Annotated in this window: 37 protein-coding genes; 9 read left to right on the top strand and 28 right to left on the bottom strand. The window is 38.1% G+C overall.

Annotated elements, in window-relative coordinates; genetic code table 11:
* Positions 1-86: 86 nt before the first annotated feature.
* Complete coding sequence (locus AAC000_RS00660) at positions 87-422, bottom strand: PBPRA1643 family SWIM/SEC-C metal-binding motif protein (protein WP_339719151.1); 336 nt, start codon at positions 420-422, stop codon at positions 87-89.
* A 318-nt stretch (positions 423-740) separates the two neighbouring features.
* Positions 741-1,586, bottom strand: a complete 846-nt coding sequence (locus tag AAC000_RS00655; RefSeq protein WP_339719150.1) for a transporter substrate-binding domain-containing protein — start codon at positions 1,584-1,586, stop codon at positions 741-743.
* 468 nt (positions 1,587-2,054) lie between these two features.
* Here AAC000_RS00655 and AAC000_RS00650 point away from each other — a divergent pair, with 468 nt between their 5' ends.
* The 4 genes from AAC000_RS00650 to AAC000_RS00635 all read left to right on the top strand — a co-directional run bounded on the left by AAC000_RS00650 (position 2,055) and on the right by AAC000_RS00635 (position 5,678).
* Positions 2,055-2,417, top strand: coding sequence for a GntR family transcriptional regulator (locus AAC000_RS00650; protein WP_339719149.1), 363 nt, complete (start codon positions 2,055-2,057; stop codon positions 2,415-2,417).
* On the top strand, positions 2,417-3,277 hold the full coding sequence (locus tag AAC000_RS00645; RefSeq protein ID WP_339719147.1) for an ABC transporter ATP-binding protein: 861 nt from the start codon (positions 2,417-2,419) through the stop codon (positions 3,275-3,277). Before AAC000_RS00650 ends, AAC000_RS00645 begins: the two co-directional genes overlap by 1 nt.
* Positions 3,274-4,182 (top strand): hypothetical protein, encoded by a 909-nt coding sequence (locus tag AAC000_RS00640; protein ID WP_339719145.1) that lies wholly within the window; start codon positions 3,274-3,276, stop codon positions 4,180-4,182. The genes AAC000_RS00645 and AAC000_RS00640 overlap by 4 nt, the downstream gene beginning before the upstream one ends.
* Positions 4,183-4,418: 236 nt before the next feature.
* Positions 4,419-5,678: an outer membrane protein transport protein gene (locus tag AAC000_RS00635; protein ID WP_339719143.1), complete on the top strand. Its 1,260-nt coding sequence runs from the start codon at positions 4,419-4,421 to the stop codon at positions 5,676-5,678.
* 2 nt (positions 5,679-5,680) lie between these two features.
* Here the strand turns inward: AAC000_RS00635 and AAC000_RS00630 are convergent, their stop codons facing one another.
* Positions 5,681-6,277, bottom strand: a complete 597-nt coding sequence (locus AAC000_RS00630; protein WP_339719141.1) for a thioredoxin family protein — start codon at positions 6,275-6,277, stop codon at positions 5,681-5,683.
* Between the two features lie 101 nt (positions 6,278-6,378).
* Here AAC000_RS00630 and AAC000_RS00625 point away from each other — a divergent pair, with 101 nt between their 5' ends.
* Entirely contained in the window at positions 6,379-6,717 is a 339-nt protein-coding gene (locus AAC000_RS00625; protein WP_339719138.1) for an FKBP-type peptidyl-prolyl cis-trans isomerase, read from the top strand.
* A gap of 23 nt (positions 6,718-6,740) precedes the next feature.
* On the opposite strand, the gene AAC000_RS00620 is transcribed toward AAC000_RS00625, so the two are convergent.
* The 6 genes from AAC000_RS00620 to AAC000_RS00595 form a co-directional block, all read right to left on the bottom strand.
* The gene (locus AAC000_RS00620; protein ID WP_339719136.1) at positions 6,741-6,938 is read right to left on the bottom strand and encodes a DUF4177 domain-containing protein; all 198 of its coding nucleotides are present in this window, start codon (positions 6,936-6,938) and stop codon (positions 6,741-6,743) included.
* An 85-nt stretch (positions 6,939-7,023) separates the two neighbouring features.
* A complete protein-coding gene (locus tag AAC000_RS00615; RefSeq protein ID WP_339719134.1) occupies positions 7,024-7,677 on the bottom strand; it encodes a hypothetical protein in 654 nt (217 codons plus the stop codon).
* A 167-nt stretch (positions 7,678-7,844) separates the two neighbouring features.
* Complete coding sequence (locus AAC000_RS00610) at positions 7,845-8,504, bottom strand: NAD(P)H-dependent oxidoreductase (protein ID WP_339719132.1); 660 nt, start codon at positions 8,502-8,504, stop codon at positions 7,845-7,847.
* A 234-nt stretch (positions 8,505-8,738) separates the two neighbouring features.
* Entirely contained in the window at positions 8,739-9,230 is a 492-nt protein-coding gene (locus tag AAC000_RS00605) for a hypothetical protein (RefSeq protein ID WP_339719129.1), read from the bottom strand.
* Between the two features lie 684 nt (positions 9,231-9,914).
* Entirely contained in the window at positions 9,915-10,148 is a 234-nt protein-coding gene (locus AAC000_RS00600) for a hypothetical protein (RefSeq protein WP_339719127.1), read from the bottom strand.
* Between the two features lie 122 nt (positions 10,149-10,270).
* Positions 10,271-11,056: a DUF2071 domain-containing protein gene (locus AAC000_RS00595; protein WP_339719125.1), complete on the bottom strand. Its 786-nt coding sequence runs from the start codon at positions 11,054-11,056 to the stop codon at positions 10,271-10,273.
* A 172-nt stretch (positions 11,057-11,228) separates the two neighbouring features.
* Between AAC000_RS00595 and AAC000_RS00590 the strand changes: the two genes are divergently transcribed.
* Together AAC000_RS00590 and AAC000_RS00585 are read left to right on the top strand one after the other, a co-directional pair.
* Positions 11,229-11,480, top strand: coding sequence for a type II toxin-antitoxin system prevent-host-death family antitoxin (locus tag AAC000_RS00590; RefSeq protein ID WP_339719123.1), 252 nt, complete (start codon positions 11,229-11,231; stop codon positions 11,478-11,480).
* On the top strand, positions 11,477-11,737 hold the full coding sequence (locus AAC000_RS00585) for a Txe/YoeB family addiction module toxin (protein WP_339719121.1): 261 nt from the start codon (positions 11,477-11,479) through the stop codon (positions 11,735-11,737). The genes AAC000_RS00590 and AAC000_RS00585 overlap by 4 nt, the downstream gene beginning before the upstream one ends.
* Positions 11,738-11,794: 57 nt before the next feature.
* Here AAC000_RS00585 and AAC000_RS00580 read toward each other — a convergent pair whose 3' ends face one another.
* The 13 genes from AAC000_RS00580 to AAC000_RS00520 all read right to left on the bottom strand — a co-directional run bounded on the left by AAC000_RS00580 (position 11,795) and on the right by AAC000_RS00520 (position 17,325).
* Positions 11,795-12,049 carry a hypothetical protein gene (locus AAC000_RS00580; RefSeq protein ID WP_339719119.1) on the bottom strand — a complete coding sequence of 85 codons (255 nt, stop codon included), beginning with the start codon at positions 12,047-12,049 and terminating at the stop codon, positions 11,795-11,797.
* Positions 12,050-12,111: 62 nt separating this feature from the next.
* Positions 12,112-12,465 (bottom strand): hypothetical protein, encoded by a 354-nt coding sequence (locus AAC000_RS00575; RefSeq protein ID WP_339719117.1) that lies wholly within the window; start codon positions 12,463-12,465, stop codon positions 12,112-12,114.
* An 82-nt stretch (positions 12,466-12,547) separates the two neighbouring features.
* The gene (locus AAC000_RS00570) at positions 12,548-12,796 is read right to left on the bottom strand and encodes a hypothetical protein (protein ID WP_339719115.1); all 249 of its coding nucleotides are present in this window, start codon (positions 12,794-12,796) and stop codon (positions 12,548-12,550) included.
* 130 nt (positions 12,797-12,926) lie between these two features.
* Positions 12,927-13,361, bottom strand: a complete 435-nt coding sequence (locus tag AAC000_RS00565) for a hypothetical protein (protein ID WP_339719114.1) — start codon at positions 13,359-13,361, stop codon at positions 12,927-12,929.
* An 82-nt stretch (positions 13,362-13,443) separates the two neighbouring features.
* Positions 13,444-13,731: a type II toxin-antitoxin system RelE/ParE family toxin gene (locus AAC000_RS00560; RefSeq protein ID WP_339719113.1), complete on the bottom strand. Its 288-nt coding sequence runs from the start codon at positions 13,729-13,731 to the stop codon at positions 13,444-13,446.
* Complete coding sequence (locus tag AAC000_RS00555; RefSeq protein WP_339719112.1) at positions 13,728-13,994, bottom strand: ribbon-helix-helix protein, CopG family; 267 nt, start codon at positions 13,992-13,994, stop codon at positions 13,728-13,730. The genes AAC000_RS00560 and AAC000_RS00555 overlap by 4 nt, the downstream gene beginning before the upstream one ends.
* A 124-nt stretch (positions 13,995-14,118) precedes the next feature.
* Positions 14,119-14,415, bottom strand: coding sequence for a type II toxin-antitoxin system RelE/ParE family toxin (locus tag AAC000_RS00550; protein WP_339719110.1), 297 nt, complete (start codon positions 14,413-14,415; stop codon positions 14,119-14,121).
* The gene (locus AAC000_RS00545; protein ID WP_339719108.1) at positions 14,416-14,637 is read right to left on the bottom strand and encodes an addiction module protein; all 222 of its coding nucleotides are present in this window, start codon (positions 14,635-14,637) and stop codon (positions 14,416-14,418) included.
* A 158-nt stretch (positions 14,638-14,795) separates the two neighbouring features.
* A complete protein-coding gene (locus tag AAC000_RS00540; RefSeq protein WP_215933528.1) occupies positions 14,796-15,083 on the bottom strand; it encodes a type II toxin-antitoxin system MqsA family antitoxin in 288 nt (95 codons plus the stop codon).
* A gap of 431 nt (positions 15,084-15,514) precedes the next feature.
* Positions 15,515-15,982: a hypothetical protein gene (locus AAC000_RS00535; protein ID WP_339719103.1), complete on the bottom strand. Its 468-nt coding sequence runs from the start codon at positions 15,980-15,982 to the stop codon at positions 15,515-15,517.
* Positions 15,983-16,068: 86 nt separating this feature from the next.
* Complete coding sequence (locus tag AAC000_RS00530) at positions 16,069-16,494, bottom strand: hypothetical protein (RefSeq protein ID WP_215925905.1); 426 nt, start codon at positions 16,492-16,494, stop codon at positions 16,069-16,071.
* A gap of 69 nt (positions 16,495-16,563) precedes the next feature.
* Positions 16,564-16,869 carry a hypothetical protein gene (locus tag AAC000_RS00525; RefSeq protein ID WP_339719099.1) on the bottom strand — a complete coding sequence of 102 codons (306 nt, stop codon included), beginning with the start codon at positions 16,867-16,869 and terminating at the stop codon, positions 16,564-16,566.
* A 60-nt stretch (positions 16,870-16,929) separates the two neighbouring features.
* The gene (locus AAC000_RS00520) at positions 16,930-17,325 is read right to left on the bottom strand and encodes a hypothetical protein (protein ID WP_339719097.1); all 396 of its coding nucleotides are present in this window, start codon (positions 17,323-17,325) and stop codon (positions 16,930-16,932) included.
* Between the two features lie 165 nt (positions 17,326-17,490).
* On the opposite strand from AAC000_RS00520, the gene AAC000_RS00515 reads away from it, so the two are divergent.
* Entirely contained in the window at positions 17,491-17,763 is a 273-nt protein-coding gene (locus AAC000_RS00515; RefSeq protein ID WP_339719096.1) for a type II toxin-antitoxin system Phd/YefM family antitoxin, read from the top strand.
* On the top strand, positions 17,744-18,013 hold the full coding sequence (locus AAC000_RS00510) for a Txe/YoeB family addiction module toxin (protein WP_339719095.1): 270 nt from the start codon (positions 17,744-17,746) through the stop codon (positions 18,011-18,013). The genes AAC000_RS00515 and AAC000_RS00510 overlap by 20 nt, the downstream gene beginning before the upstream one ends.
* Positions 18,014-18,111: 98 nt before the next feature.
* Here AAC000_RS00510 and AAC000_RS00505 read toward each other — a convergent pair whose 3' ends face one another.
* The 6 genes from AAC000_RS00505 to AAC000_RS00480 form a co-directional block, all read right to left on the bottom strand.
* Positions 18,112-18,609 carry a hypothetical protein gene (locus tag AAC000_RS00505; RefSeq protein ID WP_339719093.1) on the bottom strand — a complete coding sequence of 166 codons (498 nt, stop codon included), beginning with the start codon at positions 18,607-18,609 and terminating at the stop codon, positions 18,112-18,114.
* An 88-nt stretch (positions 18,610-18,697) separates the two neighbouring features.
* The gene (locus tag AAC000_RS00500) at positions 18,698-18,970 is read right to left on the bottom strand and encodes a hypothetical protein (RefSeq protein WP_339719091.1); all 273 of its coding nucleotides are present in this window, start codon (positions 18,968-18,970) and stop codon (positions 18,698-18,700) included.
* Positions 18,971-19,040: 70 nt separating this feature from the next.
* Positions 19,041-19,451, bottom strand: a complete 411-nt coding sequence (locus tag AAC000_RS00495; RefSeq protein ID WP_339719089.1) for a hypothetical protein — start codon at positions 19,449-19,451, stop codon at positions 19,041-19,043.
* Positions 19,452-19,531: 80 nt separating this feature from the next.
* The gene (locus AAC000_RS00490; RefSeq protein ID WP_339719087.1) at positions 19,532-20,104 is read right to left on the bottom strand and encodes a hypothetical protein; all 573 of its coding nucleotides are present in this window, start codon (positions 20,102-20,104) and stop codon (positions 19,532-19,534) included.
* Between the two features lie 103 nt (positions 20,105-20,207).
* The gene (locus AAC000_RS00485) at positions 20,208-20,711 is read right to left on the bottom strand and encodes a hypothetical protein (protein ID WP_339719086.1); all 504 of its coding nucleotides are present in this window, start codon (positions 20,709-20,711) and stop codon (positions 20,208-20,210) included.
* Positions 20,712-20,780: 69 nt separating this feature from the next.
* Positions 20,781-22,430 (bottom strand): AAA family ATPase, encoded by a 1,650-nt coding sequence (locus tag AAC000_RS00480; RefSeq protein ID WP_339719084.1) that lies wholly within the window; start codon positions 22,428-22,430, stop codon positions 20,781-20,783.

Raw genomic sequence — 22,430 nt, 5'->3', positions numbered from 1 at the left:
CTAAATGTTAAACAATCAACTAATTCAGGAGTACGTAGTCTGACAAATATTTCCACCTCGATGGTAACGGTCATTATATAGCGAACTTAAACACTACAGCACTTTTTGAATTTTTTTCCACTGCCACAATTACATGGATCATTGCGATTTTGAGTGTAGGTAGCGATTTGTGTAACTGGCTTGTTTAAAATAGCCTGTAACTCAGTGATATCTTCTTGCTCGTTTGCGTTAATTTCAATATCTGCACAAAGTGAATGTGCTAGTAATTTTTGCTCAATTTCTACTTTGCGAGGTTCTGAATTAACGATTAGCGTCAGTGGAAAATTAGCGCTGCCTAATTTCATTTGCCTGTTGGTGTTATAACCAAAGTGTTGATATTTTTCTCTTACTTCAATACGACCTTTGAAAAAAAGTTTAGACATAATTTAACTCTATAGTGTTTGGACTAAAGCATAGCAGGATTAGATTACGATACCGAAAAGGTTGAATTTGTAATTTTGCATTTCTAGATGCAGAGTTAAATGCAATTTTATCTGTGATATCAAAATCAAAGGGCTCGCTAAATTGAAAGCAAGAACGAGGAGACTAATAAATATTCTATGGATTGCCGTTTTCGCTATTTTATAATCCAAAGAAAATACAATCCTTACCCTTCTTGCTAACAACCTTTTCTGGTTCATTGATATTATAACGGGGATATTTATATAGTTGAGTAATATAAACTCCCCGAAAAACAGCGTTTAATAAGAGTATTTATCTACAATATCTTGATAGACCTGACTCTTTTTCACCTTTTCTAATTGTGCATTAAACTCACTAAGTTGCTCTAAAGAAACACTTTTTTGACTGAACATCACATAGGCTTCACCTGTATGTATGGTGAGACCATGAGCAACAATATAATCATGTAATGCTTTGCGCCTAAGCAGCGTCGCCCCTACAAAACTATCTTCAAGAAAACCGTCTATGTCACCATCCAATAACCTAGCTACATTGAGCTCTCCCATAATTGCGTTAACGAAATACTTGGAGGTATCAGGGCCATCTAACAAGGTAGAAACATCTACTCCGTAAACATAGTCACCAACAATGCCAATGTGACTGGCATTGTTTATGAAGTCAGATAGTGTTTCATATTCAGCTCGCTTCTGATCATCTTTACGAATATATAAAGAAAACTCCTCCATTCGATAGGCATCACTGAAAAACGCAAATTGCTCTCTGGCCTCGGTTTTCGAAGCGCCCAGCAGAATGTCTACTTCGCCCTCCTTTAAAGCCATCAATAAATCAACCCAGGTGCCTTGTTTGTAGGTAAGTTTACACCCCATGTTTTTAACCACCGCTTCTACCAATTCAATGTCTAGACCTGCGACACGATCACCCACATCAACATATTGGTAGGGTTCCCATGCATCAAATCCAAGTACAAATTGGCATTGGTTAATGGCGTCGCCTTTATTCATTTGAGTTGTTGCTAGTTCGGCAATCACTGGAGGGGGGGTTATTTGGTCATTAGTTGGTTCAGGTTTACATGCACTTACAATACAAAATAAAAGTATCATTAAAAATATATGGCTAATTTTCATATTATGCTGCCTCTTAGAATTCTTAATAAGTGTAATTTACAATTGATATTTTGCGAGTCGGTTAACAATTTTTTAACAGTTTGTTTGTTTAAAATCATAGTAGACAGTTTTTAACTCACTAGTAAAAGTCATAGATATTTATAAAAAAATACAGTTGGTTAAGGGGAGGCGTAGTATTTTTTTACTAGATGTTACTTTAAGGATTGCCATTAAATCGCTAATAGTGGGAGTATTTTATCAAGACATAGCCTTAACTATTTGCCACTGCGATTTTTTCAATCACAAAAAATTTAAGTCCCTAAGTTTTTTAAAACCAGTTCAGCATAAAGCCTAGCCTTTAAATCCACTGCCCTTGGGCTAGTCTCCAATAAAAGTAATGCTTACTTACAAATTTCCCTCAGAGAATAATTGCTCTAGGTGTGTTGGTGATGTATAACACCACTAACAAGTTGGTCTTAGGGGTAATAAATGACAATTCATTGGAATGGGGATGCGCCCATTTATATTCAGCTCTATCAGCAAGTCATAAAGCGCATTCTAGATGGCAACATTAAAGAAGGTGAAGCACTGCCTTCAGTGAGAAAAGTGGCCGCGGAATATCAACTCAACCCGGTTACGATCTCTAAGGCCTACCAAATGTTACAAGATGAAAAATATGTTGAAAAACAACGAGGTAAAGGTTTGTTTGTTAAAGCCGGTGCCGCACACAATATCTTAGAGAAGGAGCGCGCCGTTTTTTTAAGCACTGAGTGGCCACAGATATTGCAGCAAATTTCACGGCTTAAACTTTCAGTTGAAGAGTTGCCACGTATTTCTAAGGAGAGTCAATAATGTCAGCGATGATCTCGATTTCTGGATTGCATAAATCTTATAAAAATAAACAGGTATTAAATGATGTTAATTTAAGCTTAGGTGCAGGACAAATTCTAGGTTTAGTAGGGCCGAATGGTGCCGGCAAAACGACTTGTTTACAGGCCTTATTAGGGCTAACCCGGTATACTGGTGAGATTGATGTTTTAGGGTATGACCCCAGCAAAAACAGAGAAAAAATGCTCGCTGATGTGGCCTATATTGCCGATGTGGCTGTTCTGCCTAAGTGGATAAGGGTCGATCAAGTTCTGATTTATATGCAGGGAGTTCACCCTAATTTTAATCGACAAAAGGCCGAAGAGTTTTTGGCTAAAACCAATATTGCTGCAAAGGCTAAAGTAAAAACCTTGTCTAAAGGAATGGTCACTCAATTACATCTCGCTTTGATTTTAGCCGTTGATGCAAAGATACTGATTTTAGATGAACCGACACTTGGATTGGACATTCTGACCCGCCGGCAATTCTACTCACATTTGTTGGAAGACTTTTACGATGAAAATAAATGCATCATAGTGACCACACATCAAATTGAAGAAATAGAACATATCCTCACCGATGCAGCATTTATTCGTGATGGCAAGATTGTATTAGCCGAGAGTGTTGATGCTATTCGTAGCAGGTTTAAATTGCTAGCCGTTGACAACGAACATCTTGAACAAGCTAAAACCCACGATCCACTGTTTACTAATAGCATGATGGGTATCACCAGCATGTTATTTGATAATGTCGATCCTGTAATATTGGCAACGTTAGGCAAGGTAAGTGCTCCTACACTGGCAGATATTTTTGTGGGAGTGATGACACAGGAGAGCAACTCATGAACAGTTCACAAATCATCACAAGTTTTAGAAAAGAAATCTGGGAGTTTAAAAAAACCTTATTTTGGGTACCTCTCATTATTGCTATTTTTATTATAGTGGCACCTTTACTTAGGTTGATGTTGTTGGAGGATTATCAATCGGCGAGGTTGTTCGATAACATTACCAATGTCGATAACTTGGCAAATATTGAGGGCTTTACGCGTTTTTTCCTCGCCACTATCATGGGCATGTTTGGCCCGTTTATTATGGTCTCTTTGATCATGCAGCTTTATTACTTTACTACCTGTTTATTTGATGAAAGACGCGATTTATCTGTTTATTTCTGGCGTTCCTTGCCTGTATCAGATGCCTTAACTATTGGGGTTAAACTGATAACAGGTGCGTTAGTTGTACCTGCAATATTTATGTTAGCGGCGACTTTTGTAGTGGCTATTTTCCTACTCTTAGCGTTCATTGTTTGTATTGTTCTGTCTTTGGGGTACGACGTGTCACTGTGGGGATTATGGGGAAGTGCAGATATTCTTGGCAACCTAATGGCTATTTGGTTAAATTTACTGCCTTATGCGATGTGGATGTTTCCCGTCTTTGCTTGGTTAATGTTGGCTTCGATGTTTGCCAATAAAGCGCCTTTCTTATGGGCAATTTTACCTGTAGCAGCGATACTGTTGATTGAGTCTTTTGTCGTAGAGTATTTGCAATTAGATGGGCGTTTTTTCTTAAATACATTACGTGAATATTTTACATTTGGGCAAGGTATGTTTTCTAATGACGTGTCAGATGTAACGTCACCTAAGTTCATCTTGTTTTCAATCTTAGCATCGAAAATCAGTGTAGTAGCGACATTGTTAGGAGTTGGGTTTATATACCTCACTTATTGGTTAAGAGTAAATAGAAGTGATGTGTAAACAAGCCAAACAACACTAATTTAGAGTGCTTCTTAATCACTCGTTTCACCATTAATAAATCTTAATAAATTGTTGGTGGTGAGGCGTGTTTAAGTAAAAATTGTAAATAAAATCCCTTATTCCCCATATTTAACTGAGTTGTGCTTCTATAATTTTTATAATCCTATACTATGCGCGTCAAAATTTTTTGCAGGGTAGAGAAACGTTACCCTATGTATACGAGTGAGATAGTAATTATGAAATTAACCCCGTCCATTTTGACTCTTTTTGTTGGCGTATTGCCCTTGAATGCTTTTGCCGCCGCTTTTCAGCTTGCTGAGCATAGTGCAACTGGTCTAGGTCGGGCCTTCGCTGGAGAAGCTGCCATTGCAGATAGTGCCGCTGTAGTGGCCCGTAACCCCGCGCTCATGTCGTCCTTTAAAAATGCTCAAATATCAATTTCAGGTACATTCATTTCACCCGACGTAAGTGTGTCAGGAGACAGTGCTCCAGTTTATTCAAATGCTGCTGCGTTAGACCAAGACAGTATTGCACCTGACGCTTTTGTGCCTGCAATCTATTATGTTGCCCCAATAAATAAAAAGGTAGCTGTGGGATTTGGAGTTTTCTCAAATTTTGGATTAGCTACAGAATTTCCTGAGGATTATGCAGCAGGTCAGCTCGCTGGTACTTCTGAGATCACCACAGTAAACTTTAATGCCAGTGTGTCTTATAAAATTAATGCTCATTGGTCGGCAGGTTTAGGTCTTAATTACATTTATGCAGATGCAAAACTAGTTCGTCACTTTGGTGATAATCCTGTAGGCCTGCCAGCGCAAACAGTAGCGGCAAGTTTAGAAGGTGACGACAGCGGTTACGGTTGGAATGCTGGTCTGGCATATGAAATTGATAAAGGCTCTCGCATAGGTTTGCATTATCGAAGTAAAACCACAGTAAACTTTGAAGGTGATTATAGTAATCAATTGCCTGCCGCATTAGGTGGTTTAGGGGGGACTGTTTTACCTGGTTCGCTTGAGCTTGAACTACCCGCAACTGCAGAGTTTTCTGGAGTGCATCTTATTGATAAAAAATGGGCTTTTAATTACAGCGTTGTGTGGACTCAGTGGAGCAGCTTTGAATCATTAGAAGCATTTGTGCCATCAAGTGATACACCGGTGTTCTCTAAAGAAGAAAACTTCTCTAATAGTTTTCGTTATGCCATTGGTGGCAGTTATCAACTCGATAAGAACATAAAATTGCGTGCTGGTATTGCTTACGATACAACGCCGACGGACGATAATCATTTATCCATTTCGATCCCCGATTCTAACCGTAAATGGCTAAGTGTTGGCGCTAGTTATATGCTTGATAAAATATCATCAGTCGACATGGGAGCAAGTGTCATTAAAGGCGCTGAACGCACCTTTAGTGAAACGGACAACCTAGGTAGTCAATGGGCGTTTAAAAGTAATGGTGATGCGTTAATATTTTCAGCGCAGTACAACTATAAATTTTAAACCTAATAGGGTTGGTTATCATCCCGCCATTTAATATTACAGCCCATTGAGGGCGTCTGGTTTGCGTCAATTTGACCTTCGTCAAGGAGTGTATCCATAGCCAAGATCAAGTCACTACCAGTGGCTTGATGTTTGGATGAATCATAATTTCCAGACGATATTCGAGTAGGGCGAGAGTCGTCGAATTGACCGCGATAAACCAGTTTTTGTTGCCCATCAAACAAATACAGGTCGGGTGTGCAAGCCGCAGCATAAGACTTTGCGACTTCTTGGCTTTCATCAAGTAAATAAGGGAAGGGATATCGACGTTTGAGTTTTTCCTCAATCATATGTGCCATATTATCTTCGGGGTATTGTTCTGTGTCGTTACTATTAATAGCTACAAAAGCAATGCCTTTCATTTGGTATTCTTGGGCAAGTTTAGCCAGCTGTGGTGCAATATGAATAACGTAAGGGCAATGGTTACAAATAAAGGCTACCACTAGCCCTTTACTGCCCTCGAAGTCGGCCAAGCTAACAATATTACCTTGGGTGTCAGGCAAACTAAAATTTGCTGCTTTGTGGCCTAATGCCAACATATTTGAGGTGATCGTCGCCATGTTTTTAACCTTATGTTAGGGTTCTATTGTTCTGGCCGGCTAGTTTACCTGCTCTAGTCCGTAAGTATACTTTGAATCAAATAGGAATTTGAAAAGTTAATATGCAACAAGAATTACACATTGAAGATCTAGTGCAAGGCACAGGCAAAACAGCCGAACGTGGCGCATTGATTACCGCGCACTATATAGGTTGGCTTGAAGATGGGACAGAGTTTGATTCGTCTTATAAAAAGGATGCGCCTTTTCAAACAGTGCTTAGCAATAAACGTGTTATCCAAGGCTGGATATTAGGCTTAAAAGATATGCAAGTGGGCGGTAAACGCCGTATACGTGTACCGGCACATTTGGCTTATGGCGAGCGCCAAATTGGCACTATGATCCCTGCAAACTCTAACCTCATATTCGAAATTGAATTGTTAGAAGTGCTGACTCGAGATTAAAATGGCAGTTGCAATTGTTTAGCTTAAGTCACTTCTTGTTTCATTACACCGGCAAACTCCAATCCACCCTCAAGTTCACGAAAATCCACATTAACTAGGTCCCATCCTTGTGCCCCAAGTGAATTCAGATAGGCTTCAACATCTTCACGTTTTCTGCCTTTAAAGAGCCCCGCAGATTCTACGTCTCTGGTATCTACAATTTTATAGTGATATTTTTTCATATAGGCTCCATTATTCGTTACTTGCAAATCAAAAGCAGAATCACAACCAAAAAGCGGTATTTTACCCAGTGATTAATAATGCTGGTTAATCGCCACCACCGCAACCACTCCCACAACTGCTCCCACAGTTACTTGATGAATCTCCCGACGAACCGCCACACCCAGAAGAGCATCCTATATGGGCAGCACAATAATCATTGCCATAATTCGCAGAGCTCTTATCCTTACAGTTTTTCGAATAAAAAAAGCCATCTTCGATTTTTAACTTTGCATCAATTGCGAATAGCATGGGTAAGTGAGCTGGGGATTTAGGATTAATACTGTCAAGGTGGCATGCTAGCCGCCATGCTCTTTTAATCCCTTCTTGGGCGGTTGTTCGAGTTTTCATCGCCTCTGTAGGTGTATGATGTAAAAATCTACCGAATCCTTTTTTACAAAAAAACTCATAGTTTTTTGTAAATAAAATAAACTGATGCCAAGCTAGATCAACGACTTGGGATGGCATAGCAACAGGTTTTAATTTTGCGTTAAAGGAAATAACAAAAAATGACTTTAAGGTATCTAAAACTAACTCAAGCTGATCGTTATTTAAATGAGGGTAAGTCGTGTTTACTTTTTGTTTGATAGAAGCAGGAAATGTATATGATGTGATGAACTGAATTCTTTTTTTCCTTTTATTGTAAAAAAAGACCAGCAAAAGCACTATTAGGATTACCGCAAAGATAATATTCATACCCATATAAAATCATACTCCAATAACAGAATTCAACATAATAAAGGGTTCTTAAACCTCTTCAATTTAAAATCTAATGTGCAAATTGCTAAGCTTATTTTTACATTGAAAAACAGCAATGAAATTTTCTAAGCCATTACTATTTTTAAGGGTATCTTATTTACGCTATCACATCAGGGGGCGTTTCGCTCTGATGGAGTTGCCTTGAAATCACTGATTAACTGATGAGGATCAGCCTGTGCACGATGCGCTTTTGTGGCTTGTGCCCACCAAGCCAGTTGGTTGATTGTTCGAGCAAAGTAGTTGAACCAGGAGTCTTGATCCTCGCCAGTTTGCAGTGTGCCATTTGCTGTAAATATGTCTTGTGCCCTTGGCACATGTATCATTGCTGAAACTGGCAAACAGCCGAGTTCTGATAAATAGGTACGCATCCCAACGGCTGCGCGCATACCGCCCCATTGTCCTGCTGAATAGGTCACAATTGCACTAGGCTTGTAGGAAAACAAAGAACTACCAAAGTGATTCAAAAGGTTTGCAAGGGCGGGGCTCATTGAATGGTTATATTCTGGACTCACCATAATATATCCATCGGCACTTTCTATCTTTTGCGCTAACTCATTGAGTTCAGACGGTGCCTTGTTTTTTGGATAGGCAAAGTGAGGTTTAAAGATAGGCTCTAGGGAATAATCCAAAGCGTCAACCACCTCTATTTCATGGTCTTGATAGCGCATTTTAAGGCAAGCAAGAATCGCCTCTACTACTCTAACCCCCAAGCGAGCTGGCTTAGGCGGAGTGCTATCACGTACACTGCCTAAAAAAACTAAAAATTTCATATCTACCTCAATCTCAATTTGATGCGAAAGCCGGCAACGGAATCCAACCAGAGTTTTAAAAGCACGGCTTATTAGATGATTGCTCTCGTCTAATTAAAAATGAATTTTGTATACTATCAGCCAAATGATATCAATTTTAGTTACTCAACTTGGCTACCACTAGAGAGCTTAAGGTTCCGAAAAGGCAACGGGAGACTATTAGCGAGTCGACCACTCATTTTGGGTTATGTATCATTACTCATATGCTTTTAGGGTGGCAAAAATTGCCTTTTTCAATACCTCAAATGCACAGTGAATAGATTCTGATAGTTTTGTGGGATTGTCAAAATCTGGATTGGCAAGCATAACAATCTCAAAAATTGAATACTCTGGCATAACATCTTCCTTGACCCACTTTTCACCTTTTAACTTTTCCCAGTAATCAACTTGCACATCTTTTGTTTGTCCAAGCAACCAAATTTCAAAGTGCGCTTGTTGATGATTAAGTACCACTGCCAACTTGAGTTTATGCTTTTTAAGGTAGTCGGTTTGCAAATAGAAATACGTGAAATCGATGTATCCGTGCTGTACATTTGCTACCGAAAATTCGCCTTTGTATAGTTTATGAAATTCCGTTCGCAGGTTTTGAACAACTCCCACAAGGCTCTGGTAAGTCTTCTGGATTTCCCCACTGGCGAATATCTTTTTATAGGCATGTACCTGAGCATTTAGACTTCGAACTGACATTTTCCTTGCCCTATGAATTTTAGTGGTACAAAACACCGCACTTAACGGCATAAAAATAGCAGGCTAAACTAAGGTGCGATGTGAATAAAGCCAGCTATTTTGTGTCTAATTAATTTCGCTTACATGCAGGTGACATGAGATTATAAAATAACCATAACACTAGGTGGCCCGGTGTATGCGACCACCAGAGCGAAGGAAGTGCCCACAGTGTTTTGATATGGCTAACGCTAAAATTGATTAGACACATATAAACATGCAACACCCATTAACCCTAACGATATTGGCGCCAATATTAAGTACAAGCAACTTTTTATCAGTACTCTGTTTCCTGTTACAGCAACTTCAAGGCTATCGTTTATTTTATAAAATGGAGTGAGAATACTGGTGTCGCATACCTATCCCCTCGAACCAGAGTCAGGATTATAAAATTGAAGTTTCAAAACCTTTACTCTACTAGTCCGAGTTTCGGTCGTGGCATTGCGGAATACCTTTGCGACCACTTTAGCAGTCACTGTTTGCGCCTTGGCAATAAATAATAGCCGATTAGCCAACAAAAAAATGCCGCTGAAGATAAGTAATATTCCAATTATTTGACAATAAATCTGCATAGTTCAATTTAGGGCTTACAAAGGCTCAGTTAACACTCTGGCGTTTTCGTTAAACGGCTTGTTGTACATGGCACAACTACTTCCTAGTACGTAAAAACCACTGTGGCGCAGTTCCAGTACAAGCCACATAACCGAAAGCAACAATGAACAGTAGAACCCCCAGTGCAGCTAAAATATTATTGAGAGTTAACTGCGATTCCGTTAACAAGGGAATAGATAAAACTCCTGTAATGATGCCCAAGGCAGTAAACAAAAAAGCAAGAATTCTGAAAGGCCATCTAGCTTTTGCGTGACGTTTATCAAAACTCATGGTTACAACCTCCTTTTGAATGTATACCGCCCCAATAAGGGGCTGACAATGCTTGGCTAAATTGTGTAGCGAAGCGGAACTGAGCCAAACTTTAACAGTCCCGCATGAACAGCTGTATATTTCTATTTCACCACTTTGGGAGGCAAATAAATAGTAAACTCATTAATTGGTTCAATAAGTACACTATGCGCAACTTGTTGTTCTTTTAGCGTTACTAACCCTAATCTAGATAATAAACCAAAGCTAGCCGATTTTAGTTTTGCAGAAGATACTTCTAATTGCTTATGCCAAACCCGATAAGTACCTAATTCACCGTCTCTACGATGGTAAAAGCCAGCTAATGGATGAGTTAAATACACGAGTCCAGTTTCAGTATCAGGAAACCCTGCGAGCTCAATTGACTCATCTTTTGTTTGAGAGAGCTCAACACTAGCTGGAGCCCAAGTAGCATCTGTAGTCATTTTATATTTACGATATATCTTTTGTGATTCATCGTAGTCACAGTCGAATTTAACCTCGCCTGAATACCAAGGTAAGTTCCATAAAAGTCTTGGTACTGCAAGCGTCCATGAATCCAATGTAGTTCCTAGAAACCAGACACAGCGTTCGTTGGTTTTTTTATCGATTATATATATACGATAATTGGTTTGACCCATAGTAAATTTAGGAAATGGATAAACAGCGGAAGTAAAATCGACATCTATAAATGGGACTACTGAAATTAGAGCTTTTTTTACCCCGTTGATTTCAACGGTGTCCAATTTAAAACGTTCAGGGAAAAGTCCATCAAATCTTGAAGGATCTACAGCGTAAGTAATTATGGCAAAGTGCTGTAGTTTACATAGGACATCAATCCCTTTTGGCGGAGGTCTTGAATGGAGATAATCTTTTAACTTTAGTGAATCCAATGCCTATCCATCCTTGAAATATAACACCCACATTAAGGGGCAAAAAATTGTTGGTTGAAATAGTGAACTAAGTGAACAAAAGCCCACTGTTTTTTGTCACTGTATAATTGCTTGTTATGTGCCACTACGCTACCCTGTACAAGTAAACGTACATGAACACTTTGGAGTTACCATGGATGCAATAAGCTATACCGCAGCTAGAGCAAATTTAGCAAATACAATGGCGAATGTTTGTAATGACCATGCACCCATTATTATTACCCGTAAAAGTGAAGCTCCCGTTGTTATGATGTCATTAGAAGACTATAACGCAATGCAGGAAACTACATATTTACTTAGATCCCCAGCAAATGCTAGAAACCTTTTAGAATCAATTGCCGAGCTTGAAGCTGGCAACGGAACTGAGCGAGATCTTAGTGAATGAAACTAACGTTCTCAACCAAGGCTTGGGAAGAATACCTTTATTGGCAAACAACAGATAAAAAAATACTAATGCGAATAAACTTGCTAATCAAAGATATTCAAAGAACGCCTAATGAAGGGATTGGAAAACCTGAGCCTTTAAAACATGGTTTGTCGGGATATTGGTCTCGTCGTATAAATGATGAACATCGAATCGTTTATAAACAACAAGATGGCTCTATTCTAATCGCACAACTCCGGTATCAATACGGCACATAACGCCCCAATAAACCGACACAAAGACAGCAGCGAGTTGAGGTCGGATTAATTGGTTTGTTAGCCGTCATTTTCAATGTGAGCTATTACTCTTTGAATATCACCTTCAACAGAAATTTCAGAAAAAATGGGATCAAATAAACACATTATCGCTACAGTAATTGATGCAATCACTAAGTAGAAAAAAGTGGCGTAAAAAAATGACTCACTGACTCCAAAGTAATTAAAAAGCCCGAGCGATAAAGCGAGTGCAATAAGCGGTAATAGTCTGTAATAAGTTACCAAGTGCAACTTTGGTCTAATCTTAAAGTTCATAGTTGTGACGGCTAACGCCTACAATAATGGGAAAAGCTAAGGGAATGTTGTTTATTGTTTTGTTAGGCATTTTGCATTACAGGCCAATAAATTGAAGCTCCAGAAAATATAATAAATAGGATCGAAGTACAAAAGCCAATAATTGATGAGCGGTAGAATAACTTATTGAATGCTGGTGATTTATTTAGTTTAGGTTTGAGTGAAAAAATAAACATAACTAGCAAAATCAAAGCGGCAAGCCACCAAAAACGGTAAGAAGGGAAAACCCAAGAAAGTATAAACGGTAACTGGGTATTAAACTCTCGAAAAATTTCTTCAAATGATCCCAAGATAAAGTAAGCACCGCCACTGACAATTCCGACTGCTAAAGCAGAAGAAATCAAAAGTGTACTTACATGATTATTTAAACGTTCCATGTACTCTCCAAATGCCTAACTCCCCAAGCAGGGAGGTTATGAGCGTTGCGCAGCGAGTAAAGTTCCCACCATAGTGCACTTGTTATGTTTTCCTGCCACCAGAATCTTGATTGTTATTTGGTAAGTCATTGCAAACAGCACAGTTAATATTTTTGCGATAATTGTAGAAACGTCTAATCGCAAAAATGGTTACCGATACCAGTGCCCACAATATACCGAATTCAATAGAATATTCTAGGCTTCTGCCTTTCAGGTATTGAACACTCGCTAGTAGAGCAAAGATAATTGGTAGAGCAATAACGTATTGAACAATCCATTTTTTAATTGGCATAAATTTCCATTAACACTTTAAGTTAGAAGTAAACATAACACCTAGGCTAAAATCGGAGCGAAGCGACAAAGCCTACATGTTATTGTCCCAGCCGCGCTTTTTGCGGCGAACTTAGGCAATTTGTTATATTTCATACCAGCCATAATAAAATAACCCCAAGCAATAAAATAAAAACCACAGAAAAAAAAGGCATATTATGCCGTTGAAAGTTTTTAGCATCAGACGTTGGAGTAAGCCAATAGAGAATTTTGGAGGCCCAAGTAATGCTTTTATTTTTAACCTTTCCATCGACACCAACTAAGTGATATTTCCAATTTTGAAACTTTGCACCGAATCCATTAAGATCTTCTATTAGATCGTCTCTATTTTTTTTTATAGCGATTTCAGAATTTTGCATTTGTCTAGTAATTCGAACAACTACACTTCCATCATTTAAGCGATTTATTGAGTATTCGGAAGGAATTAGTCTTCTTTGAATTTTTTCAAATATGCCTTTTGTAGCAGCATCTGATTGAATTAAAAAAGAGAATGCTACTGATACTCTTTTGTTTTTTCTCCAGACCAAAATATAACCCTGTAAGTTTGAAAGAAATATAACGCCCCGCTAAATTTCGCCGCCTTTGTTTGGCGTCAATTTGAGTGGTTTGTCATACATTTTTTTCATTCTCATTTCCGTGCCAAATTCTTAAAATATAAATGACCTCATCGGTAATGAGGTAGCGAACTGTATATTGACCTACATAGAGATCACGAATTTTTTCTGGATCAGAAGCTTTTAAAACGGGTAAGCCAATCTGAGAGAATTGTTTAAGTTTCTGAACGCCCTCTTGAAGATCTATGGCGATTCTGCGAGCAGCAAATGGATTCTTTTTTTCTAAAAATTCAACAACTCGCTGAAGGTCTTCAATCGATTTTGGTGAATATTTGACATTCATGGTTTAGGAGAAGAGGTTCTCGCGCCAGTACCCCAGCTATTAAGCCAAGCATTAACGTCTGCTTCGTCTATAGACTGCCCTGATTTTATAGATTCTAGGGCCTCAAGCGTATCTTGCCATCTAGTATCTTCAAGTGATTGTTTTGCCAAAAACTCCTTTATAGCCTGATTTATAAGGTAATTTTTGCTTCTATCAAGCTTTTTTGCGAGAAATTCTAGAGGTTTATCCACATCGTCATTAAGGCGAACACTTGTAATACTCATATTCTCATCCAACTGTAACTATTTGTATTACATGTTAGTACAAAGGTAAATGATGGGCTAGATAAATTTATAACGCTTCAAAGCAACGGCGCGTGCTTTTTGCGCGTCTGTGTGGCTTTGATTGTTAGCTGCGTTCATTCCAATAGCCTGGTTTACGATGATTATGCATCACAGCAACTACATAAACTTCAGAGTTACCCCGAACTTTATAGATAATTGAAAAAGGAAAACGACCAAGAACATATCGTCGATGACTTTGACCAAATTTAGGCCAAGTTGAAGGTAGAGATTGGATAGAATTGAAAGCCTCTTCTAATTCTTGCACAAACTCATGTCCCAAACCTTTAGATTGTAATTGATACCATTTAAATGATTCTTTAACTTCAACCTTAGTATCTGGGTGGAAAAATATTGGTAGCATCTAGCTGATGATATTTTTTTTAATTTCATCCCAAGAAATGGCCTGCACCGCACCAGACTCTAATTCAGCACTGCGTGATTCAGCCAACAATAGCCAATCTTTATCAACATCTAGTGTATTTTCAGGATCCATCGATGATAATAAGCAATGAGCAGCCAATGCTTTTTCTTTTGTGCTCAATTGCTCGATGTTTTCCAAAAACATTTTGAATGCTTCTGACATTTTAGATTACCTCGAAATTAAACTTTTAATATATTAACACTTTACTAATTCAACCCAAATCAAATTATATCGCTAGCCGCTAACGCTTAATATAACTGGAAAATACGAGCGCTTTTCAGCGAGTAGTTTTCCAGTTTATGTTTTTGTTATATGCCGATTTAATGAAGGTCTGCAAACACTTCTGGATGTTGTTCAGCAATACGTAATAATGCAATAGCAGGACCTTGAGGATGTCTTCGACCTTGCTCCCAATCTTGAAGAGTACGCATACTGACTCCCAGTAAACCAGCAAAAGCTGATTGGGATAAATTTAGTTTTGAACGGATTACCTGTGGCTCCGATGGTTCCGATAACTCAGTAGTTTTTAATGAAAACTTACCGCGTTTAAAACTCTTAATTTCATTTAAGCCCTCTAAAATTTCTAGACCTATATCTCGATTACTCATGATCTATTGCCTCCGCTATTTGTTTAAGAATATGAGATGCAATTGTTGAACGCTCAGATTTACAATACATAGTAAGCATCCAAATCTCATGTTCTGACTTTTTCCAGTAATATATTGCACGTACACCACCACTTTTTCCTTTTCCGGAAGGGGCCCATCTAACTTTCCGTACTCCTCCAGATCCTCGAACAATATCCCCTGCATCAGGTTTTTGTAGCAAGTAAGATTGTAAACCTCGATAGTCATCGTCCGATAAGTAATTTGGTAAAACTTCCGTGAATATACTTGTTTCAATAAATATCATAACAGAATCATACGGCAATGCCGGACTTTGTCAACAAGCTACAACAGGCATATAACGCTTTGCATATGGGGATTTTAATAGCGCTTTTTCAGCGAGTAAAATTCCCACCATGATGTTTTTGTTAGGGTTACGAAGGCCAAATCTCCGTTTCACCATCTTGTTCAAAAAGGTAGCTACACTCTATTTCTGTTAACTTACCTGATGTGAACCAAAGCATAATACCTAAAGTATCATAATCTACACACTCTCTACTTCTTGTATCATCGTTTGTGAAGTCTTCATGCTTTGGTATTTCACTTGATTCGAGACTTAGGAACTTTTTAACAGAAGCAATAGGCTGATTAAACAAATCTTTACCTAAAAGTTTGTATCCATAGTCTGAAACACTAATTGTCCCCAAACGATAGTTATCTTCTTTATCGAATGTAAACTCAAGACCAAGATCTGAATAGAAGTACATCCTATACCAATACCCTGAGTCTATTACATACTCTTCCTCTTCGATTTTATCTGGTTCACCTAGCTGTGCAATTATCTCTGACTCAGGAATCCCAAACTTAATTTTACCTATGCCAATACCAGGATTTATTTCCATACTATAGGTAACCCTAACACCCCAAGCAGCGGAAAACACGAACGCTTTGGCGCAGCCAGTGAGTGGTTTTCCGATGACTTGGCTTGTTATACGGCACGTTTAAAGTAGCCAATGCTAAAATACAAACTTACAATAAATAAGCTAGTTAGATAGCTAAACGCTAGCCAAGGATAAGCAACATCCTCGAAACAATAACTGTATTGAATTGTTCTAGTTGCTTCGCCGCACTCAATGTTTGTAAAGACTGCTTTAGCTAAAAAAACACACGCTGAAGTAAATGCAACTAAACAAAAAAGATAAATTAAAAAATTTATCTGAGTTGCAAACCAGTAGATACCAAAAGCTATTCCAATAACTGGAACAGTATCAGCAAAAGCACCTTTGGCGTAGGCATAAACAGTTACGGCAGCAATAACTAAAATCAAACCAGCAAAGCCGATCCAAGTCCCTAAAAATTCAAACTTGGAATCCCCGTGGTCAGCTAACTTAATTTTTACTTTATAGCGCTGCATGTTTGTCTCGCCGTATAACGGCTCAAATATGAGGCGCGCGCTGTTTGCGCGTCGGCCCTAATTTGTTTGTTATAAGGCAATTGGTACAAAGCTAAAGCCTTTTGATTTTAGAGCGATAACATCACTACTTTGCATTTCTATTTTGTACAACTCATTGTCCATTAAATGTGTATTAACTGAGCTTGATTCACCCCATTCACTTAAATGTGGAATATGTAAATCCGAGCAACCTTCAAATATTAACTGGTAAGAGATAGTGCTTTTTAATTCGAGCGTATAAACAGAAAACGTTAAGCTGACCGTACTATCATCCCAGTTGTAGTGAACACTTTTCAGTGTTGCATCGTGTAACGGTAAACCTTCGAATCCTTTCACGATACTTTCATGCCTTATAACAGTTAAATGATGCGGACCCAAAGAACCGCATATTAATTTTTATATTTTCTTTAAACTAAATACCACAGTGTTAATGACACACGACACAAAAAAATAAAGAAATACTGTACCTACTATTTCAATATTTTCCATCAAAGCTACTGCATAGTAAGTAGATAAACCAAGTAAAAGTGCAAAGACTTTAACAATAATATTATTTGTTTTAGATAGCTTCACATTAGGTTTTGAAATTAACAAATAGTGAGTAATTAATGCTGCAATTGAAGCAATAAACGCGCAACAACTAACAATAAAAGTTAATAGTTGAAACGTACCTAAGCAACCAAACTTAGGGTCACAAGAATTAGTAAAAAATATATATGCTGCATTAATTAACGTAATTGGAAGAAAGACCCAAAAGAAAAATAATAATGTAAATATAATGGAATTTTTCACCGAACTTCCCTGAAAATATAACGCCGCAATAAGCGGTGAGTAACAGTTTGCTAAAGTATGGAGTGAAATGGAACCGAGCAAACTGTTGCGAATCCGATTTTATTGCTTTGTTATATTTTTAACACTACAATGTACGACATTACCGTACATAAGTTTGAGTATAATATGAATAGCATAAGCGTAAATCAATTTAGGGACAATTTAAAAACCTATGTGGAGCAGACTGTTAGTGATCATGAACCTATAAAAGTTACTAGGCGCGCGGGTGAGGCTTTTATTGTTATGAGTGCTGATGACTGGGAAAGGGAACAGGAAACATTGCACGTGTTACAAAACAGTAGCTTAATGAATCAAATTTCAGAGTCACTGGGCACACATGAAAGCAATAAAGGTTATAAGCCTACAAAAGAGCAATTAGATGAGATCACTAGTCTTTGAAGGAAAAACTTGGCTGACTTACGAGCAACTAAGAGAAAAAGACAATAAGCTTCATAAGGCACTGTGCAAAATTTTGAAGGAAATGTTGCGCTCAGATCCCTCTAGTGGTCTTGGAAAGCCTGAACCTTTAAAGCACAACTTGTCTGGATTCTGGTCTAAGCGAATTTCCCAAAAAGACAGGCTGATTTATAAGTTTGATGATGACTGTGTATACATTTTCGCTATAGGTGGGCATTACGACCAACACTAGAAAATATAACGCCGCAAGCAGGGGATTTTATGAGCGTTTTGCAGCGAGTAAAATTCCCACCATGATGCACTTGTTAGGTTTCGACTTTAAATAATCCATTATTTTACCATAAACCAATTATCGGATACCTCGATATAGCATTTAGACGCTGATAATTGGGGCGAACAAAATTTATCATTGTTTGGGTTACCAAAAACAAATATTCCATCCATATAATCACCTCCTTCTTGATATCTAAATGCTTTCATGACTATCCAGTTATCTTCAAATTTTCTAATCCATATTTGTGTAAGATCTTTATCACGAGAATATTTAATTATGTTTTCAAGATCAGGATTATCGACTTTTACATGTTTTGGTGTACCTCTCATCCAAGCTAATTTAACTGTTGAAGGTGATACTATTTTCTCTTCGTCTCTCCATTGAATTGAAACGTACCCTTTTTCCTCTGTAAGTTTAAAAATCTGCTCATAATGATTTTTATGTAGCTTTAAGAAATCCTTGGCTACCTGCTCATTACTTGGTTTATATGTAAAAATAAAGTATGCGAGTATTAAAACAACTAATACGAAGACTCCAATTAAAATTCTACGCATAGAAACCTAACGCCTACAATAACGGGAAAAGCAGAGCGGCAGCGAGGCTTTTTCCCAGTGAGTGAAACGAATGTTGTTTATTGTTTTGTTAGGTGCTTGGTACATGCTTAAAAGATATCTCGTCGCCAGCCATTTCAAATGCACCCAATATTTCATCCCAAAGTTGATCAAATACAAACTCCTCTGAAGCCATTTCTTCTGACTTCGATTTAAGCTCTATTTTTAAAACTTTTTCAATAACATTCCAATTGACGGTAACAGGAAGTTGAAACCGTATTTGCATACCATTAGTGATTTCATCCATACACGCATCGAGATCATCCAAAGCACATCCAGACACCAAGTAGGTTTGAGAATTCAATATAGCCACCTAACGCCCCAATAAGCCGACGAAAAGAGCGCAGCGAGTTGAGGTCGGATTAATTGGTTTGTTAAATGGCACTATTGATAGCCCACTCACGATACTTAATAACAAAATCCTTTGCTTCAGATAGAGTCTCAGGATATGGAACACTTTCATAGCCATTTGGATCCAATCTTATTTTTTGAAATAAGAACCCGTGATCTACTAAAAACTTAATTTTCTTCCATTGAGCTGTGTCAGACTTTTTAGGAGCCTTAAAATGTCGCCCTAAATTAAAGGTAACACTTTTGCAAACTGGGCATTCTGAATTTTTAGGATATTGGTTTGGCGGCATATCAAAATGACGCATGTTGGAAGTTCTACACGTCAAACACGCGAACGACATAGAATACTCAGGACCAAAGTATTTACTTTTTGGTTCAGGTAATGCTCTTGTCCCTGTTTGTCTGCGTATTTCCATTCGCGCTTGTTTATCCATAAGTCCTCATGCCATTTAACGCTTCGAATAGGCGGCGCGCGTTGTTTGCGCGTCGGCCCTAATTTGTTTGTTATATCGCTTTACAGTGTAGATTGAGCAAACTCCAATGCTTTCTGAATTTCTTTAGCCGAAAGTTTAAGTTTGAGACTTTTAGCACCATCTACTGCATCTTGAAATACATTTTGATCTGACTTATCCAAAGCTTCAAAATCCGGTTGGATGATGAATATAGATTCATACCAACCCAAGGCTTGAATCAAATCTACTTTCCGATAGTTGTGGTCAGAGAAAGCCATACCTAAATGTCTCCTAGCTTCAAAGTCACCTTTTGACACTGCATCTTTCCAGTTTTTAACTGCGAGGTTTCTATCTTGTTTTACCCCTAGGCCTTGGTAAGTTAAAAAGGTAACTGTACTAAGCGCCATGGCTTGAAATTGCTCTTCACCTTCAAATTTTAACGGCGCTTCGATAACGTAATTCCAATGAGCGGCAGCAACTTCATAAACCATATTTCTATACGCGGTTGTTCCCATATAGAATTGACACTCAATGTCTGTATATTCAAGCTCATCTAAGTACTCAATTTTGCATTTATCTGCCAATACAGTGGAACTTAAAAAGAGAAAGGGAATAGTTAGCAATCTAAGATTCAACGCAATGCTCCTTGTGCGATATAACGGCTCAAATATGAGGCGCGCGCTGTTTTGCGCGTCCCTGACATTATTTGTTTGTTATACATCATTTGCTAACCTGAAGTTAAGTGGAGCAGTGATCAAACAATTTATTGGTAACTTGGAAGTCGTTGCCTTCGGCTACCATTGTGACTGAACTATTGTTACTGAATTCGAAAACATATTTTATTGGAGAATGAGCTTTTAGTGAGCTAAGCAATTTCATAGATGATTTAGTATCCAAAAAATAATGATAAACACTTTCTGTAGAATCATCTCTTTTTGTTAGTTCCATGTCGATTGAGTCTGATATAACCGTTAGCTTAATAAGTGCAACTTGCGCTGTTTTTGTCGCTAGTGAAGGAATAACTCTAACCAGGTGCCGATGATTAGTACCATCTAAGTTTTTATTAAAAAAGAACAGAACAATAGCCGAGGCGCTAGTATCAACGATGCTACTTTCTGAGTATTCACTCTTAAGAAGAAGGCTACAGTATGAATTTCCATATTCAAAAAACCACTGTCCCAGTTTATCTTCGGCCTGAGCATAGCTAAAAACAAATAAAATTAAAAAGGTTAAGTATTTCATGATGTATAACGCCTTGCTCACCGGAAAATTGGGAGCGCAGCGAGTAATTTTTCCGCGTGCAGCAACTTGTTAGGAATTGACAGCTGCATTGAGTTTTACTTTAAAAGTATTAATTTCTGGAAAATCTTCAGGACTATAATTTCTCCGTAATGACCGCATTAGGTCATCACCATTTCTGCACCCCGCTTTTGGGGCGAGCTTATTTAATAACTCCTTCCCAGGAAGAAAATATAGGGCTGTATTTATGTCTTTAGATTCAATAACTTCAGTAATACTACTCAACTCTGCCTGTAATGATGACTCTAGAGAATCAATTCCACATTTTTCTATGGCTTTCTGTATCTCTTCTTCAGAAGCTTCCTTTAGGTTATTTAGCAGCTGTTCTTGGTCTTCAGAGTTCTTTAGTACTCTTTTAGTCAGACTAACCCCCAGGGTTATCTTTGCGTTAGCAAATACTCTTTTAGCTGCAATAGCTAACTTGTTCTCATCTAAGCTATCCAATATGAAATTTGCCACATCATCTGGATTTATATCTTTTTCTTGGGAACCAATCCTAGCGCCAATTTGAGCAATTACCTCAGGGATACATAGAAATGACTCCGCCTCATGATATGGAAGCGGTAATACAGCGTCTGTTTGTAAGTTCGACAAATATTCATGCGACCTAAAATCACAATCAACCACACCAATAAGAGATATTTTCGTAGATATTTTTCCCCACAACCCCGACTTACCTACAATGTCCGCAACATCAGAACATCCTCCGCCGGGGTAGATTTCAATAGTATTTTCACTCAAAAGCCAACGGTAAAAAATAGAATCGAATGACTTCTCATGCCCCTCAGTAACAACAACTTTATTAGTTGACAATATTCCTGGCAGCCCACCTAGAAAGGCGGTCAATTCAGTTCTTTCTATATCTTCAAAACTGTCAATCAATGTGATTTTTTCTGAGTCGTTACTCAATACGTATATGCTGTCGACATTATCGCGAAGAGAGAAATTTATGCTATGAGTAGCATATATAAATGATTTTTCTGGAAATTCATTTTCTATTAAAGTCCACAACCTTTCGGCAAGCTCAGGATGCAGATTTAATTCAGGCTCATCAGCTATTACAACTTTATGGTTCTCATCAAGCTCAATAAGATCCGCGAGAATTGAAAAAACTTGCTTCTCACCATCAGATAATTTAGATGGGCCGTATTCACTATCATTCTTTTTGGCAATTAATCTACGTGCTTCGCCATTAAAAAATAACGTTATTTGAGGGAATATCTCATTAAAGAGTTCAAACAACTTGTCAAGAGGAGGCTGTTTACGTTTTGGATAGTCACCATTCTGTCCTCCTTCAACCCACTTCTCTACATCGTCAGAGTGTTTTGACTTTAACTGGAGTCCTTTCTTTTCTAATACAACTAAAGCATCAAATACTCTATCAGCTAGAGAATTTGCTCTTTTGCCTTCGTAAGCCTGAAGAGCTGACTCCAGTCTGTCATATTGCTGTACGTTTCTGTGATCAAGCTGCAAAACGTCAGTGATCGTTATTGTTCGACCACCTTCAATATATACAGCTTTTGCTCCTGGACATATACTCGCTATTTGTCCTTTCAACTCCTGCAAAAATGTGGATTTGCCAGCTCCATTGGCACCCAGGATTACACTTACTCTACCAAAGTTGAATTCGAAGTTATTGTATCTACTTGAAACGTGCTTCAT

The organism is uncultured Paraglaciecola sp. (genome assembly GCF_963977085.1).
Taxonomy (GTDB): Bacteria; Pseudomonadota; Gammaproteobacteria; order Enterobacterales; family Alteromonadaceae; genus Paraglaciecola.
Note: the sequence above shows the minus strand (reverse complement) of the source record. Positions and strands in the feature narration are given on the sequence as shown.